At 45.5% G+C, this 16,094-nt stretch carries 12 protein-coding genes; 7 read left to right on the plus strand and 5 right to left on the minus strand.

Annotated elements, in window-relative coordinates:
* Positions 1-672: 672 nt before the first annotated feature.
* Complete coding sequence (locus ACJB0T_RS13375) at positions 673-1,266, minus strand: TfoX/Sxy family DNA transformation protein (protein ID WP_479290342.1); 594 nt, start codon at positions 1,264-1,266, stop codon at positions 673-675.
* Between the two features lie 369 nt (positions 1,267-1,635).
* Here ACJB0T_RS13375 and ACJB0T_RS13380 point away from each other — a divergent pair, with 369 nt between their 5' ends.
* The 5 genes from ACJB0T_RS13380 (at position 1,636) to ACJB0T_RS13400 (ending at position 7,300) form a co-directional block, all read left to right on the plus strand.
* Positions 1,636-2,559, plus strand: a complete 924-nt coding sequence (locus ACJB0T_RS13380; protein WP_479290343.1) for an HDOD domain-containing protein — start codon at positions 1,636-1,638, stop codon at positions 2,557-2,559.
* Between the two features lie 88 nt (positions 2,560-2,647).
* On the plus strand, positions 2,648-3,553 hold the full coding sequence (locus ACJB0T_RS13385; RefSeq protein ID WP_479290345.1) for a LysO family transporter: 906 nt from the start codon (positions 2,648-2,650) through the stop codon (positions 3,551-3,553).
* Between the two features lie 128 nt (positions 3,554-3,681).
* Positions 3,682-4,197: a hypothetical protein gene (locus ACJB0T_RS13390; RefSeq protein ID WP_479290347.1), complete on the plus strand. Its 516-nt coding sequence runs from the start codon at positions 3,682-3,684 to the stop codon at positions 4,195-4,197.
* A gap of 230 nt (positions 4,198-4,427) precedes the next feature.
* Positions 4,428-6,071 carry a pyridoxal-dependent aspartate 1-decarboxylase PanP gene (gene panP / locus ACJB0T_RS13395; RefSeq protein WP_479290349.1) on the plus strand — a complete coding sequence of 548 codons (1,644 nt, stop codon included), beginning with the start codon at positions 4,428-4,430 and terminating at the stop codon, positions 6,069-6,071.
* 374 nt (positions 6,072-6,445) lie between these two features.
* Complete coding sequence (locus ACJB0T_RS13400) at positions 6,446-7,300, plus strand: MurR/RpiR family transcriptional regulator (protein ID WP_418641467.1); 855 nt, start codon at positions 6,446-6,448, stop codon at positions 7,298-7,300.
* 97 nt (positions 7,301-7,397) lie between these two features.
* On the opposite strand, the gene ACJB0T_RS13405 is transcribed toward ACJB0T_RS13400, so the two are convergent.
* Complete coding sequence (locus ACJB0T_RS13405; protein ID WP_479290351.1) at positions 7,398-8,624, minus strand: iron-containing alcohol dehydrogenase; 1,227 nt, start codon at positions 8,622-8,624, stop codon at positions 7,398-7,400.
* Positions 8,625-9,028: 404 nt separating this feature from the next.
* Between ACJB0T_RS13405 and ACJB0T_RS13410 the strand changes: the two genes are divergently transcribed.
* Together ACJB0T_RS13410 and ACJB0T_RS13415 are read left to right on the plus strand one after the other, a co-directional pair.
* Positions 9,029-9,292 (plus strand): GrxA family glutaredoxin, encoded by a 264-nt coding sequence (locus ACJB0T_RS13410; RefSeq protein WP_112479812.1) that lies wholly within the window; start codon positions 9,029-9,031, stop codon positions 9,290-9,292.
* Between the two features lie 265 nt (positions 9,293-9,557).
* Positions 9,558-11,240 (plus strand): aspartate:alanine antiporter, encoded by a 1,683-nt coding sequence (locus tag ACJB0T_RS13415; protein WP_479290353.1) that lies wholly within the window; start codon positions 9,558-9,560, stop codon positions 11,238-11,240.
* A 98-nt stretch (positions 11,241-11,338) separates the two neighbouring features.
* On the opposite strand, the gene fabV is transcribed toward ACJB0T_RS13415, so the two are convergent.
* From fabV to psrA, 3 genes are all read right to left on the minus strand, one after another.
* Positions 11,339-12,541, minus strand: a complete 1,203-nt coding sequence (gene fabV / locus ACJB0T_RS13420; protein WP_479290355.1) for an enoyl-ACP reductase FabV — start codon at positions 12,539-12,541, stop codon at positions 11,339-11,341.
* 186 nt (positions 12,542-12,727) lie between these two features.
* Positions 12,728-15,010 (minus strand): acyl-CoA dehydrogenase, encoded by a 2,283-nt coding sequence (locus ACJB0T_RS13425; RefSeq protein WP_479290356.1) that lies wholly within the window; start codon positions 15,008-15,010, stop codon positions 12,728-12,730.
* Positions 15,011-15,079: 69 nt separating this feature from the next.
* Complete coding sequence (psrA, locus tag ACJB0T_RS13430) at positions 15,080-15,706, minus strand: TetR family transcriptional repressor PsrA (protein ID WP_479290357.1); 627 nt, start codon at positions 15,704-15,706, stop codon at positions 15,080-15,082.
* Positions 15,707-16,094 lie beyond the last annotated feature (388 nt).

Genomic DNA, 16,094 nt, shown 5'->3' on the forward strand with positions numbered 1-16,094 from the left:
CGTCGCAATATGTCTCATTGTGGGGCTTTGCAAAATAACGTGAGCAAATTCACTCACTAAAGGCAAGGTTAATTTGAGCGGAGAGTTTAGAGGATAGTCACAAATCCAGAGATGTACAGTTTACGGCTATCTACAACTTCAAGGCAGATAGCCAATTTTTAGGAGAACCAAATCTCTTAGTGGCCGCTTGTACCTATATGTTCAACAATCGCATTTGAGCCTTATTGAGTCTTAGGCTTTGTTGCGTAGTTCGGTCAGAAAACCAAACTGCCTGGACTTGAGTAATTCTTATACACCATACTAAGTATAAGGCATTCCAAGCCCTGTAAGCTTGTTCAGCGCTTTTATCATTTCTCAGGCTTAACTTCCCACCTTGTAACTGCTTTGCTCGATACATGCCTGTTTTTGCTTTGAAGACGCGTCTGCTGGCTTAGAGTCGGGGATTGGTGCTGGATGCATGACCATTGCGGTTTTAAGCCACACCTCTAAAGAGCAGTAGCCTAAAGCTGATAGTTACGTGACGGCACCGAAAGATGTTTTGATTCGCCGTGTAGATGATGGATTTGAGTTGGGTGTTTGATATTTATCGGTCAATGCGCATTGAGCCAATTGTTATCCCCCTTAATAAGGGGGATAATTACTGGATAGCTGCGCATCGTTACGCCACACCAATCACTGGTCTATTTTCGAACAATGCTCCAATAAACGTTGCTTCATAGGGTCTTGAATTAACTTCCAATGCACCCCATCTACTGCGCCTGCAAATTTCCACAGCAGCTTAACATCGACATCGTTGCCATAAGTGCGCTTCACTCGATTAAATACTTTTGGTGCGCCTAGCTCCAAAAACGTTTTCACATCTTGAATACCCGACTTCTTAACCATGCGCTCTAGCGTGAGTTGCATGTTTGGTAAATCTCGCAAACGGCGATTTTCGACCGCATTCTTACTGCAATGCTGATCAACTGAGTTGTCGATTGAGCTTCGAACTAAGTCGCAGAGCTCAGGAGCTTGCTGTTCAAATAAGTGAGTTATGTCGTAATAGTTCACCGTCGCTGTTGATTGTTTTTTCACATGACGAAATTTCTCACATTGTAGCTCATGAAGTTTGGCATCTAAGCTCTTGCCTCCACGGATAAACACTTTATCGTTGCTAATCAATGCGTACATGGCGCCGTCCTTGAAGAGCCCAGTGCCACCAAACATCGAACGTTTTTGAGATTCGCCAAATTGAGTCGTGTAGTCGTAAAAAGATTGCTCTATCATTTCCTTTGATCCTTAATCTTAACCCCGATTAATCGATCACCAGAAATAGCAGCTAAAAAAATCAAATTTGTTATCAGCTCGGTCAATCTATAATGGTATAAGATGCCGTGCTTTTTTATATGTTTTTATAATAGTTCACATTGCAAATTAAGTCTGGCTCAATGTCACAGTTGTGCGAGTTAGCCTAGAAACATTTGCGAGTCACTTCACAGATTCTCACTATACACAACCAATTGCACTTCTATGGGCAATTGAATGATGTTCTAAACAGCAAACAAGTTGCCCCTGCCAATTTAAATCACTAATCTTATTGTCAATTGCGGACTGGCGCAGGTACACTGACCGCATCGCTTAACCTCTCGAATATTTATGAACCACTTATCTTTTTATTGGCTACCAGAGAACCAACAGCTGTTCATCGAAAGCCTCGAAACGGAATTTGCAGACTTAGTCGAGCAATCAATTAATACTGGGAAGATCTCTCTCCCACCTATCTCTGAAGTCGTACTAAAGATACAAGCTCTTTGTAACGATGAATCCACTGGTGTTCCCGATATAGCGGAATGCCTACTCGAGGATCCAGGGCTTGCGGCAACTGTGCTTAAAGTTGCTAATTCAGTCATATTTAATCGCCGTAACATTACTTGTAATGATCTCAACACCGCGGTTTCAAGGCTTGGTATCTACCGCGTTCGCGACATTGTTACAGCTCAGTCCATCGAACTACTCAAACACTCTGTTCACTTAACGGATGAATGCCACGAAGTATTGGTCAATAGTGCAAAGGTATCGCGCGAACTGGCGGCTGTGATGGTGTTGGTAACAAGGAAGTTTCAAGAGATTTCCAATGAGCAGTATGCACATCTAGAGCAAGATAAGTCCTTATTGGTCGGTTTCCTTGCTGATATTGGCCTATTTTGTCTGGTCAACGAGTATCACCTCTATCTAGAAAAGGGCAACTACTTAAACCCTGACCTTGCTATGCAGATTTTCCAATCACGCTGCCCACTAACGAGTGAACAAGTTCTTGATACTTGGGGCTTTGATTGTGACTTTATCGAAGTCGCATCCAACCGCGTTAAACATATTGAGCGTCCAGAGGTGTCCTATCTAGACGTGGCTCGCATTGCCAACCATATTCTGCTGTTCCGTAGACAAGATCACGATGCACTAGAAGAACATGAAGTGGAAATTAACGTCGATGGTGCAGAAGTGATGTATCAACTCACTTCACTGAGCGAACAGGATTTTCAAGACATGATTGCTGAAGTCATCCACTCCACCGGCATGTAACTCAACCAATTGGTGTTTCTACCATAAGGTATACCGACAATTAGCCACTATCGGCGACTACTAGGGATAACAAAAGAGGCTCAACGCGATGTTTTCAGGGATGTTGTTTATTTTTACGCCGCTATGTATTGGCTACTTATTCCCCATTTCCAATGCAAGAAAACTCGATGCCATCAACCGAGCCACGTCATGGCTGATTTATGTCATCTTGTTTCTTATGGGTCTAAGCCTTGCTGCTCTTGATAATTTTGGTAGTCACTTTAAAACTATCCTGACAGTCACCGTGACGTTCTTCATTGTCATCGGGGGGTGTAACTTACTCTGTCTTCCGCTGATCGACAGGCTTATGCCCTTGCAAACGGAGCAGCTCAAAAACCAATTACCCCTCTCTTCCATGGCAATGGAGTCACTGAAGCTAATAGCAGTCGTCGGCTCTGGTTTAGTACTTGGCTTGCTCCTCCCTTTAGGGCTTGGCTGGGTGGAAACCGCCAGCGAGTGGATCTTAATCCTTCTACTCTTCTTTATAGGTATTCAACTTCGCAACAGCGGATTGACGCTCAAACAGATATTGGTCAACAAGCAAGGAATGACCATTGCCGCGGTCATCGTCGTAAGCTCAATGGTTGGCGGCATTCTTGGCGCACTTATTCTTGATATCTCTCCTTACAAGGGCCTTGCCATCGCATCTGGCTTTGGTTGGTATTCGCTTGCCGGAATATTGATTGGGGATGCATTCGGACCTGTTTATGGCGGCGCTTCGTTTATGATCGAACTACTACGCGAGCTAGTTGCATTGGTGATGATACCTATGTTGATTGGCCGGCGCCCTTGCACGACCATTGGCTACGCTGGAGCGACTGCTATGGACTTTACTCTCCCCATCATTCAAAGCAGTGGCGGCGTACGATGTGTACCCGTAGCCATCGTCAGTGGATTCATTTTGAGCCTGTTAGTTCCGGTTTTAATGCTGTTTTTTGTATCTCTTGCAGGTTAGATCTCAGGAAATACAAATCCATTACTGTATTCTTGCTTGCAAACACTTCCTAGGCAGACTCAACTTTCGTCCTGCTTGGGTATAATAACAAGTACCGACACCCGTTAGCCCACCAAAGGATTAAAATAATGAAAAAATGGCTCACTGCTGCCGCACTGATTGGCACTTCATTTGGCGCTATGTCTGCAGACGCAACTCAATGCCATGCTGATAAGTATGACGCTTATATCGACGCTTCTATCCAGTGGTATCAGGACTTGGCACAAATGACCACTAATGAATATCCTCAACTCGACGAAGTAAGCCAATGGTTTTTAGAAGGCCGTAAGCATCACTTTGAGCTTAATCGAGAAGCGGTTCACTATTACCTGAGTAATGAACCAGCGAAAGTCGCCACTGAGCAATCAGTAGAGACTTGGCTTCAGCTCGAGCAGCAAGATGTCAAATCGCTATCACAACGCGATGACAAACTAGGTGAGATGGCGGCTAAGAGCTTCGCAGATCGTCAAGCGGCACCTCATCCACAAAACTACGAACTGCGCAGCGCATTTGCTGACCTGCTTAGTCATCCAAAGAAAATCGAAACTGCGCTTAATCGCTACAATCAATCGATTCAAAAAGTAGAAAAGATGGATTGCAAGTAATCAGCCATTGATAAGTCAGCGACACTGATTCACTCATGACCAAAACACCGTATAATCGCTCAACAAGCTGGCTGTTACGCCAGCTTGTTGCATTGTAAGTAACCAAATGGTGTAACAATGTCCTGTGGCACGGCAAAAAATCGGCGTCTCCGGACTTTTTTGCGAGACATTCAAGCCCATTTGGTTTAGATTGTGCCGCTTGCAGTAACGGAATAATAGTAGATAGCGATATGGTATCTGAGCAAAAAATTGCTGATGTCAGCTTTGAGAGCCTCCTTCGAATATTCACTATCCCAGAAGGACCTGACTCTACGCTGACCCAAATTGAAGAAAGTTTGTCCAAAAACTTGAACCAGTTTTTGCGAGAGCATATTGTTGCCGAAGAAAAACCTCTTCATGAAATAGAGAAAGATTTCTCAAGTGCCGCAATTCCTGAACAACCGGAATTCGTATCGGCACATACTGAGCACCTATTAGATACCCTAGTTTCACACTCAGTACACACTTCCTCACCAAGCTTTATTGGTCATATGACTTCAGCGCTGCCCTACTTTTTGATGCCATTATCAAAAATCATGATCGCGCTAAACCAGAATTTGGTGAAAATAGAGACATCGAAAGCGTTTACGCCACTTGAGCGTCAAGTTCTTGGGATGCTTCACAAGCTAATCTATTCCGAGTCTGAACCTTTCTACAATAAGTGGATGCATAGCTCAGAGCATTCTCTAGGCGCGTTTTGCTCCGGTGGCACGATCGCGAACATCACCGCACTCTGGGTTGCACGAAACCGCGCCCTCAAAGCGGATGGCGAGTTTCAAGGTGTGGAGAAGCAAGGTCTATTCAAGGCCATGAAACACTATCGCTATGAAGGACTTGCCATTTTGGTCTCCGAGCGTGGTCATTATTCTTTGAAAAAAGCAGCCGATCTGTTGGGTATCGGACAACAAGGTCTGGTTGCTGTCAAAACCGATGAATACAATCGCATTTGTCCGGCAGACCTCAAACTAAAGTTTGCTGAACTTAAACAGCAAAATATCCATCCGTTTGCCGTCATTGGCGTCGCGGGCACAACAGAAACTGGTAACGTCGACCCACTGCGTGACATCGCCGCTATTTGTGAAGAGGAATCGTGTCACTTCCATGTCGATGCGGCTTGGGGTGGTGCGACGCTTATGTCTGATAAATACCGCTCTATTTTGGACGGTATTGAGCTAGCAGACTCTGTCACTATTGATGCTCACAAGCAGCTGTATATCCCTATGGGTGCGGGTATGGTGCTGTTCAAAGATCCGCAAGCGATGAAGAACATTCAACACCATGCTCAGTATATTTTGCGCAAAGGCTCCAAAGACTTAGGGCGTCATACGCTTGAAGGTTCTCGTTCCGGTATGGCGATGTTGGTGTACGCGGCAATGCACATTATCAGCAGACCCGGTTACGAGCTATTAATCAATCAGAGTATTGAAAAAGCGCGCTATTTTGCCGATCTAATCGAGAAGCAATGTGATTACGAACTCGTCAGTCAACCTGAGTTGTGTTTGTTGACCTATCGCTATGTACCAGAGAACGTCAAACAGGCATTAACGCTGGCTTCAGAAAGTGAAAAAAACGAACTTCACGATCTGCTTAACCAGCTAACAAAGTTTGTTCAAAAGAAACAACGCGAAACCGGTTTATCCTTCGTGTCTCGTACTCAACTTAACCCAATCCGTTGGTCTGGCCGCGATACCATTGTATTCCGAGTTGTACTGGCGAACCCACTCACTTCGATCGAAGTGCTCAACAATGTACTCGATGAGCAACGAGAAATCGCTCTGTCTGCCTCAGCATTAATGTCCGCCCTTAATGCGTTGGCGAGCAAAATTTGCAGCTAAGGTTGCTCACCCTCGAATGTATGAAATCAATCTCACTCTCACACTTATGAAACTTTCTTTCTGTTTTGTGGGAGTGATACGGTAAAGTTGCGCTAGAAACTGGCAAATAGCGACCATTTTTCACTCAATTGTTTTTTTCTTCCAGTTTTTTGTTTGATGCCTGTCATATTCTAAAGATTTCATGTGAGCTTTTGTTACAGCTAACCGAGTGCTTCGTTTATACTGAGGTTATGGAGTTGGCGTTGATCGACCTATTATAAAAAACTCGACATCACGGCACCTTGTCTTTTCATTTGGAATGATTATGAAAAATGAAAAGACAAGTTATCGGATAATCAACGTCAGCAAGTTGTTCTCTTTACCCTGTGAACACTATGAATACACTAGAGAAAGTCCAAAAAAACTTAGAGAATTTCAGCAAATCTGAACGTAAGGTTGCTGAAGTTATTATGGCGTCCCCCCAGACGGCCATTCATTCCAGCATTGCTACGCTAGCCAAAATGGCGGATGTAAGTGAGCCGACGGTAAACCGCTTTTGCCGCCGACTCGATACAAAAGGTTTCCCAGACTTCAAACTGCATTTAGCACAAAGTCTTGCCAACGGTACACCTTACGTAAACCGTAATGTAGAAGAAGACGACGGCCCTGATGCCTACACCCATAAGATTTTCGAATCCACTATGGCATGTCTGGATGTGGCGAAGAACAGTTTGGACTCAATGCAAATCAATCGCGCTGTTGACTTGTTGACTCAAGCGAAACGTATCTCTTTCTTCGGCTTAGGCGCGTCATCGTCTGTCGCACGTGATGCTCAGAACAAGTTCATCCGTTTCAACATTCCAATCTCGTGCTATGAAGATGTGGTTATGCAGCGCATGAGCTGTATTAACTGTTCAGATAACGACGTTATCGTTCTTATCTCGCATACGGGCCGTACTAAGAGCCAAGTAGAAGTCGCCCACCTTGCTCGTGAAAATGGTGCGACAGTTATTGCGATTACAGCTAAAGACTCGCCGCTAGATAAAGCGAGTTCATTGTCTATTACTGTTGATGTGCCAGAGGACACCGACGTCTACATGCCGATGGCAAGTCGCGTTGTTCAAATGACGATCATCGATGTGCTTGCGACCGGCTTTACCCTACGCCGCGGTAGTGGCTTCAGAGATAACCTTAAGCGAGTTAAAGAGGCGCTTAAAGATTCTCGCTACAACAAAGCACCAAATTACTAGTAATTATCTGTAGATGAGTTCGAGCTTGTCTATCGGCACACTCAAAAGGGAGGTCAATTGACCTCCCTTTTCTATTTAAAGCCCGTTTTAAATGTTCTTAGTCGGTCTCTACCGGGTTATTGCGGTACTCTATATTTGTTGCCTCCTCCAGAGACTCTGTATGGCTATCACACTGGCATTGACACACCTGATTAAGGATGTGGATAAGCCTATCCTCCGTCAGCGGGATTGGGTTTCCTTTGATCGCTACAGACTTCATGGCATCCGCGGCCACTTGTTCAAACGACGTTCCACAAACGCCAAAATCTGAAAGATGTGGCAATGACAAACGCTCTAAAATCATGTTAACCCATTGAATACTGTCTTCAATGCTTGCGTCATTTCTACCCGTTAGAAGCTGAGCCATGGTTCTATAGCGATTAAGTACGTCGCTGCGCCCTGCCCGCTTAGCCGCCTTAATATTCTCCATCATGACATGAGGTGCAAGGCGTGCAGTTATCATACTATGCGGCGCCGAAATCTTTCCACCCAATGCCGATGCCAAGCCATGTGCAGCACCAAGTTTTGCGTTGGTAATCGCCATTCCACCTAACATCGCTGCAAAAGAGAGATCTGCGCGTGACTTTGGATTGTCTTGTTTACAACCTGGAATGATCGAATGGCTGAGTCTTCGAAGCCCCTCTTCACACACCATATCCGTGAGCGGATTGGGCTCTCCGCACACATAAGCTTCCATCAAATGGGTAAAGGCGTCCATAGCGCCGCGTCCTGAGGTATAAACATCAGTACCGTAAGTCAACACAGGATCCACAATGGCCACATCAGGCAACATATCTGGGCTTCTTAAACTGACTTTCACCTTATCTTGTCCCGATTTAAGCACTGCATTTTTAGTCACTTCCGCCCCAGTACTCGCTGTCGTCGGAATGGCAATCATTGGAATCGGTTTGGTTTTGAGAGGGACATTGCGCCCCACCACTTCAACATAGTCGTAAACGTCTCCTTGGTTAGGAATAATCGCAGCCAGCGCTTTACCCATATCAAGAACGCTTCCTCCACCAATAGCAACCACCATATCGGGTTTGAAACGACGGCCCATAATGGCAGTTTCTTCAACCATAGTAATATTAGGTTCACCGCGAATAGCGACATGCTGGTAGCGCATGTTTTGATTATGAAGATAGTGAATGACCGGTTCAGCACGCTGACGGTCTTGTCCCGTCACGAGGAGTACGCTGTAGCCAAACTGATTGATAATAGACAAAGAAGACTGAAGCGCCCCTTCACCAAAGATAATGCGACTCGAAGTCATAAACTGAAACATACCGGATTCCTTTAGGTACACCGTCACCTCACTATTCGAATCATTGCCTATACCGCCAGCAATACAAAAACAAACCTTAGTGAGTCTTTTCGGTAGAGCAAACATACAAAGCTAACGTCAGCATGCAACGTTCATTGGCGACTGTATTTGATTTATGCCAAGCAATTAGCGCATGTCACCCGATTAAATACTCAACTTTTGCACAGCATCACACCTTGTTTTCATCCAGCGTCACGGCGATTTGCGCAACTTCTGCGCTGAAAGGTTTTGCCTATCGCATCAAGAGACAAATGACGCTTTATTTCCTTCTCATCTTGAGGCATAGTGGTTTTCAACAAAATGATGAACCCTTACTTTGGTACTGCAGGTTCACACAAAAAGTTTAGTCTTCAAGGAGAAATTGAATGTTCGTTGTTATTTTTGGTCGCCCTGGTTGTCCTTACTGTGTTCGTGCAAAAGAGCATGCTGAAACGCTAAAAGCTAAACGCGACGATTTTAACTATCGTTACGTTGACATCCATGCTGAAGGCATTACAAAAGCAGACCTCGAAAAGACAGTTGGTAAGCCAGTAGAAACTGTGCCACAGATCTTCATCGACCAAGACCACATCGGTGGCTGCACTGAATTCGAAGCTTACGCAAAAGCAAACTTGGGTCTATTCGACTAATACGCCCATACAGTCAACTCAAGTATAGTTGACGAATCCAACTTCAAAGCCAGCGCAATCGCGCTGGCTTTCTTTTTTGCGACTCTGAACACCTTTGGTATAAATCAAACAGGACTTACTAGGTAACATTATGATTTATATCTTGTTAATCCCCACAATTGAACTAATGTCAAATCCGAAAAAAATTCACTTATCTTTTTGAAAATTTCCGCTACAATCGCCACACTTTAATCATTCTTTCACATTGTCTGTTTGAGTCGTACTAGTGAACATAGACGTCGTCAACTTGCTTGACCAAAACCCGATCCTCCTAATCTTCGTCGTTCTTGCGATTGGCTTAGCCTTTGGCAAAATTCGTTTCGGTAACCTTCAACTTGGTAACTCTATTGGGGTTCTCATTACTTCCCTCATCATGGGACACCTAGGTTTCAGTTTTAATGCCGAGGCACTAACGATAGGGTTCATGCTGTTCATTTACTGCGTTGGCATTGAAGCAGGTCCCAACTTTTTTGGTATCTTCTTCAGGGATGGCAAACATTACCTGATCTTAAGTTTGACGGTGTTGGTTACAGCTCTCACGGTGACCTACTTCGCGAGCCACTATCTGGGCTTGGATTACGGGCTGTCAGCGGGTGTGATGGCTGGTGCATTAACAGCAACGCCTGTGCTTGTGGGTGCTCAAGATGCGCTCAATTCCGGTCTTGCGACGATTCCTCGCGGTATGGATTTCGGTCTAGTGATTGAAAACCTCTCGGTTGGTTATGCGATGGCTTACCTGATCGGTCTTATCAGCATGATCATGCTCGCGAAGCTACTTCCTAAGCTTCAAAAGCAAAACCTTCATGACTCTGCACAACAGATTGCGCAAGAGCGTGGCCTTGGCGGCAGTGGGCAACGTAAGGTGTATCTACCCATCATTCGTGCCTATCGAGTTGGTCAGGAGCTGATTGATTGGACCGACGGTAAGAACCTTCGCGAGCTGGGCATCTATCGTCAAACCGGCTGCTACATTGAGCGTATTCGACGCAATGGTATTCTCGCCCATCCAGATGGCGATGCTATCTTGCAAGAAGGTGACGAAATAGCGCTAGTTGGCTTCCCAGACAGTCACGCGCGTTTGGACCCGAGCTTTCGTAACGGCAAAGAAGTTTTCGACCGCAACTTGCTCGACCTACGCATTGTTGAAGAAGAGATCGTAGTAAAAAGTGACAACATTGCCGGTAAGAGTCTCTCTAGCCTGAATTTGTCAGAGTATGGCTGTTTCTTGAACCGCGTAGTTCGCGCTCAAATTGAAATGCCGATGGACGCCAACATCGTACTAGCCAAAGGGGATATCCTCCAGGTGAGTGGTGAAAAGAGCCGTGTGCATGGCTTAGCAGAGAAAATTGGTTTTATCTCGATCCACAGCCAAATGGCCGATCTGTTAGCATTTTGTAGCTTCTTTATTCTTGGCATCATGTTTGGCCTGATTACCATGAGTTTTGGTCAAGTATCGTTTGGATTAGGTAATGCTGTTGGTCTTCTTTTGTCTGGTATTACCCTGGGCTTTTTGCGTGCCAACCACCCTACTTTCGGCTATGTACCGCAAGGGGCACTGAACATGGTGAAAGATCTCGGTCTTATGTTCTTTATGGTGGGTATCGGATTAAGTGCGGGTGGAAAAATGTTTGAACACCTAACGCAAGTCGGCCCTCAGGTTATTTTGATCGCATTCTTAGTCAGTGTACTGCCGGTCGTACTCGCCTACTTAGTCGGTAACTATGTGCTTAAGATGAACCGCGCACTACTTATTGGTGCTATTGTGGGCGCGAGAACCTGTGCACCAGCGATGGATGTGATCAACGAGCACGCTCGCTCGACAATACCTGCTTTGGGTTATGCGGGCACTTATGCGATAGCCAACATCTTGATGACATTAGCAGGTACTATCCTCATCATTCTCTCCTGATCTTCAACACATCAGGTTCACTCGATACAACTGTTTAGTAGACACAATAAAGGGGCGCATCATGCGCCCCTTATTCTTTTCGATTCAACCAATTTCGATTATAGGTCGATAACGTCAAACTCTACGAGTGGCGAAACGTCAGCTTCGTAGTCAACGCCTTCAACACCAAAGCCAAATAGCTTCAAGAACTCTTCTTTGTACTCAACGTAGTCCGTCAGCTCTTTCAGGTTTTCAGTCGTGATTTGTGGCCATAGTTCAGCACAATGCTTCTGGATGTCGTCACGAAGTTCCCAGTCATCTAGACGGAGACGGTTCTTGTCGTCAACTTCAGCTGCGCTACCATCTGCTTTGTATAGACGCTGTGAGAACATACGGAAGATCTGTTCCATACAGCCTTCATGAATGCCTTCTTCACGCATCTTCTTAAACACCATTGCAATGTACAGTGGCATAACTGGAATTGCTGAGCTCGCTTGAGTCACAACAGACTTAAGTACTGCAACGTTTGCGCTACCGCCAGTCTGAGACAGTTTAGCGTTTAGCTCTGCCGCTGCACGGTCTAGATCCATCTTCGCTTTACCTAGCGCACCTTCCCAGTAAATTGGCCAAGTTAGCTCGGTACCGATGTACGAGTAAGCTACTGTCTTACAACCGTCTGCAAGAACACCAGCTTCAGATAGTGCATTGATCCAAAGTTCCCAATCTTCACCACCCATCACAGTCACAGTATCAGCAATTTCTTGCTCTGTTGCTGGCTCAACACTTGCTTCAATGATCTTGTCAGAGTTAGTGTCGACCGCTGTCGATGTGTATGTCTCGCCGATTGGCTTTAGAGAAGAACGTACGAGTTCGCCTGTTTCTGGTAGCTTACGTACTGGAGAAGCCAGTGAGTAAACAACCATATCGATTTGGCCTAGATCTTCTTTGATTAGGTCGATAACTTTCTGCTTCGCTTCGTGAGAGAAAGCATCACCGTTTACGCTTTTCGAGTACAAGCCTTCTTCTTTCGCTAGCTTGTCGAAAGCAGCAGAGTTGTAGAAACCCGCTGTGCCAGGCTTTCTTTCTGTCCCTGGTTTTTCGAAAAATACGCCGATTGTTGCTGCACCACCACCGAACGCCGCAGCGATACGAGAAGAAAGGCCGTAACCACTAGAAGAACCAACCACTAGAACGCGTTTTGGTGCGTTTGCAATTGGGCCTTGAGCTTTGGTGTAAGCGATTTGTTCTTTTACGTTAGCTTCACAACCAACTGGGTGTGTAGTAGTACAAATAAATCCACGAATTCTTGGTTTGATGATCATATTCAGTTCCTCAAAAAATCCCTAGTAGGATAAGAGTTTCACTTCCAGTTCGCACCCTATTTCTGTCAATTTCTCTGATTTTTCCAAGTGGTTGGAGCACTTTCACACTTATAGCACAAAAAAAAAAGCGCTCTAGTAACTAGAGCGCTTGAACCGTTAGTTCGCGTTAAGCGACACAGTGCAGCTTTATGCTACGCTGTTCAACTTTGGCTTATCAACTTTATCCGTTCTCACTTCAGAAAAGTCGTGGCTAAAGTGGTCAACCTGAATCGCTTTATAGCGCAGAGCATCAGCGGCAAGGATTTTATCGACCTCCTGCTGTGTTAGCACATTCGCTTCAATCGCTTGCTGTAAGCGATCTTTCAATAGACCTTTTCTAGCAATTTTGCCTTCTTTCACACCGACAAATAGTTTCTTCTCTAGGTCACGAATGTCGTACATCGCTAGGAACGCATTTTCCATCAAGCCGATCTTGTCGTTTGGCTGCTCGCCGATGTAGCAAAGGTGAGTCAAACGGTCACGATGCGCACCCGGTACCATCATGCTCTTCGCCAATTCAAGCGTTAGGTTGTCAGATGGTTTCTCGAAGTGGTTACCTAGAGGGAACAACAGCCCTTTAAGCGTGGCACCTGCCCAACGAGCTGGGAAGTTTTTGTACGCCTCGTTTAGCGATTTAGCCGCATTATGGAAACAGTGCTGAACCGCATAATGCACGTAGTCTAGGTCAGACGCTTGACGGCCATCATCTTCGTATTTCTTCAGAGCCGCTGACGCCATAAATAGATACGCTAGACCATCACCCAAGCGAGCAGAGATCATCTCTTTACGTTTTAGATCGCCGCCCAATGTCAGCATTGCAAAGTCTGCACTGACTGCAAGCGCTTTACTCAAACGCGTTAAGTCTTTGTAGTAAACCTTGGTTGGACCGCTCATATGAGCACCGACAAATTTAGAACCAGTCAGAGCCGCAGCGAATGCACCAAAGGTATTTTTAGTGGCATGACCGATGTGCTTAAACAATAGCTTGTCAAAGTCGGCAGCACCTTGCTTAGCATCTGGATTCGCTGCTGCTTCCATTTCTTGTAGAACGTAAGGGTGACAGCGTGTCGCGCCTTGACCAAATATCATCAAGTTACGAGTCAGGATATTCGCACCTTCAACCGTAATCGCGACAGGAATACCGAGGTAGCTTGAGGCAAGATAGTTCATTGGACCATCTTGAATAGCGCGACCTGCATGGATATCCATTGAATCATTTAGGATCGTACGCGCCATCTCTGTCATGTGATACTTGGCAATTGCTGTCACAATCCCAGGTTTCTCACCCATATCCAGTGATGTGGTCGTTAACGTTCGTGTCGCCTCAAGTAGGTAAGTAAGACCGCCAATGCGACCCATCGCTTCTGCCACGCCCTCGAATTTACCAATCGACATACCAAACTGCTTACGAACATATGCGTACGCGCCAGTTGTTCTTGTCGTTAGGTGACCAATTGCCGTACCTAACGCAGGAAGTGAGATACCACGACCAGCAGATAGACATTCAACGAGCATACGCCAGCCGCGTCCAGCGTACTCTTGGCCACCGATCAGCCATTCCATAGGAATAAACACATCTTTACCGCGTGTTGGGCCATTCATAAATGCAAGGTGAAGTGGGTCATGGCGCTCACCAATTTCTACACCTTTATGGTCTGCTGGAATAAGCGCACAGGTAATACCAATGTCTTCTTTTTCACCCAGTAACTGGTCTGGATCGTGAAGCTTAAATGCCAAGCCCAGCACTGTCGCAACCGGGGCAAGGGTAATATAACGTTTGTTCCAATTTAGGCGGATACCAAGCACTTCTTTGCCTTCATGCTCACCGTAACAAACCACACCTTTATCTGGGATACCGCCCGCATCCGAACCCGCCTCAGGCCCTGTCAGAGCGAAACATGGAATGTCTGTACCGTCGGCAAGCCTTGGTAGCCAGTAATCTTTTTGCTCTTTGGTACCGTAGTGAGATAGCAGCTCACCTGGACCGAGTGAGTTAGGTACCATGACTGAAACAGCCGCACTAATACTGCGCGTTGCAATCTTGGTCACAATCGTTGAGTTCGCCAGTGGTGAGAATTCACGTCCACCAAACTCTTTAGAAATGATAAGAGAGAAGAAACGCTCTTTACGTAGGTAATCCCAGACCTCTTTGGGTAGGTCGCGATCTTCCTTAACAATCTTGTTGTCGTCGAGCATTGCAAGCAAAGTTTCTAGCTCGTTGTCCATAAAGGACTGCTCGTCAGCAGTAAGAACTGGCTTAGGATATTGATGCAGTGTTTTGAAGTTTGGCTTGCCAGAGAATAGCTCTCCGTCCCACCAAACACTACCCGCTTCCATTGCTTCACGCTCTGTTGCGGACAATGGCGGTAGCACTTTTTTAAACAATTTAAACGCTGGGTCGCTGATCCATTTTCTTCGTAGAGAGCTCATGATACCTATCCTTTTGTTCAGGTGTATTTTTATTATTTGGTTTCTATATACGTTTTTGGTTTTAAAGCTTTACTCCGCAGCAACACCTGCCGCGAGGTAAGGAATAATCTGGTCAATAATCGCTTCTGCGCTGACTTCTTTTTCAAATGAACTCAGCGCAATTTCAGACAGAGCTTGGCTCGATGCCATAGTAAATACGCAGGTACCAAGAGTTAGGTGCAGGCGCCAAAACAGGGTTTCAGCATCTAATTTAGGATTGGCACGCATGACTGAGTGAGTAAACATCGCCAATGTTTCTGTGTATCGAGTCGTAATGAACCAGCGTAGGTGCCCTTGCACATCTGTATAACCACGCCCGACTAGCGACATAAAGCGACTCGCACCACCCGGCTTAAGATCGTTAAGCGCTAACAGTGGTTCTTTGAGAGACTGGAATACGTCAACCATGTCATAGTCTTCTCGCTCGTTAAGTTGGTACAGCGCCGTTTCCACTGCCGGCATAAACGCTTCCAAGTAACGATTTAGCACCGCACGAACCAGTGTCTTTTTATCACCAAAATGGTAGTTAACGGACGCTAGATTCACGTTCGCCTTACTGGTGATGGCACGCAATGATGTGTCGTTGAAGCCGCCGTCTGCAAATAACGCTTCAGCGACGTCCAGAATTTTGTCTTTAGTGGTAAGTCTCGTCGTCATTTCAATCGTCCGTATCAAACATATGTTTGAATATACTCCCGCAACACCAAGATAACAAGTGATTAACATCAAACTTTCACACACTGGTCGGACATCTTTCTCAAGAGACTGTTTTTAAGGGGCTTTGAAGTTTTCGATATTTTTTTGCTTTTTGTGTGAACTAATTTTGATCTGGTGGGTCTATTAAAGTGTAGTCAGCAAAGAATGAGTTTCTGATGCCACTGTTTTTCCTTTTTGTTGATTACATGCTGCTTTTTTCTTATTAACTCCTATTTGTATCCGCCCAAACCCCTTGTTGGCTTGGGCTTTTTTTTGCTTGTCGTTTTCTAAACCCATATCAAGTAGGGTGAGGCGTTACCGCCTCATCCCTCTTACAGAACCGTACGTA

The organism is Vibrio sp. CB1-5 (genome assembly GCF_059412285.1).

What these genes read in the sequence shown, in the direction of transcription:
- ACJB0T_RS13385 (WP_479290345.1), top strand. Translation starts at nt 2,648, where the DNA reads ATGTTTTCAGGGATGTTGTTTATTTTTACGCCGCTATGTATTGGCTAC.
- ACJB0T_RS13425 (WP_479290356.1), bottom strand. Translation starts at nt 15,010, where the DNA reads ATGAGCTCTCTACGAAGAAAATGGATCAGCGACCCAGCGTTTAAATTG.
- ACJB0T_RS13410 (WP_112479812.1), top strand. Translation starts at nt 9,029, where the DNA reads ATGTTCGTTGTTATTTTTGGTCGCCCTGGTTGTCCTTACTGTGTTCGT.
- fabV (WP_479290355.1), bottom strand. Translation starts at nt 12,541, where the DNA reads ATGATCATCAAACCAAGAATTCGTGGATTTATTTGTACTACTACACAC.
- ACJB0T_RS13405 (WP_479290351.1), bottom strand. Translation starts at nt 8,624, where the DNA reads ATGTTTCAGTTTATGACTTCGAGTCGCATTATCTTTGGTGAAGGGGCG.
- ACJB0T_RS13400 (WP_418641467.1), top strand. Translation starts at nt 6,446, where the DNA reads ATGAATACACTAGAGAAAGTCCAAAAAAACTTAGAGAATTTCAGCAAA.
- ACJB0T_RS13380 (WP_479290343.1), top strand. Translation starts at nt 1,636, where the DNA reads ATGAACCACTTATCTTTTTATTGGCTACCAGAGAACCAACAGCTGTTC.
- ACJB0T_RS13375 (WP_479290342.1), bottom strand. Translation starts at nt 1,266, where the DNA reads ATGATAGAGCAATCTTTTTACGACTACACGACTCAATTTGGCGAATCT.
- panP (WP_479290349.1), top strand. Translation starts at nt 4,428, where the DNA reads ATGGTATCTGAGCAAAAAATTGCTGATGTCAGCTTTGAGAGCCTCCTT.
- ACJB0T_RS13390 (WP_479290347.1), top strand. Translation starts at nt 3,682, where the DNA reads ATGAAAAAATGGCTCACTGCTGCCGCACTGATTGGCACTTCATTTGGC.
- psrA (WP_479290357.1), bottom strand. Translation starts at nt 15,706, where the DNA reads ATGACGACGAGACTTACCACTAAAGACAAAATTCTGGACGTCGCTGAA.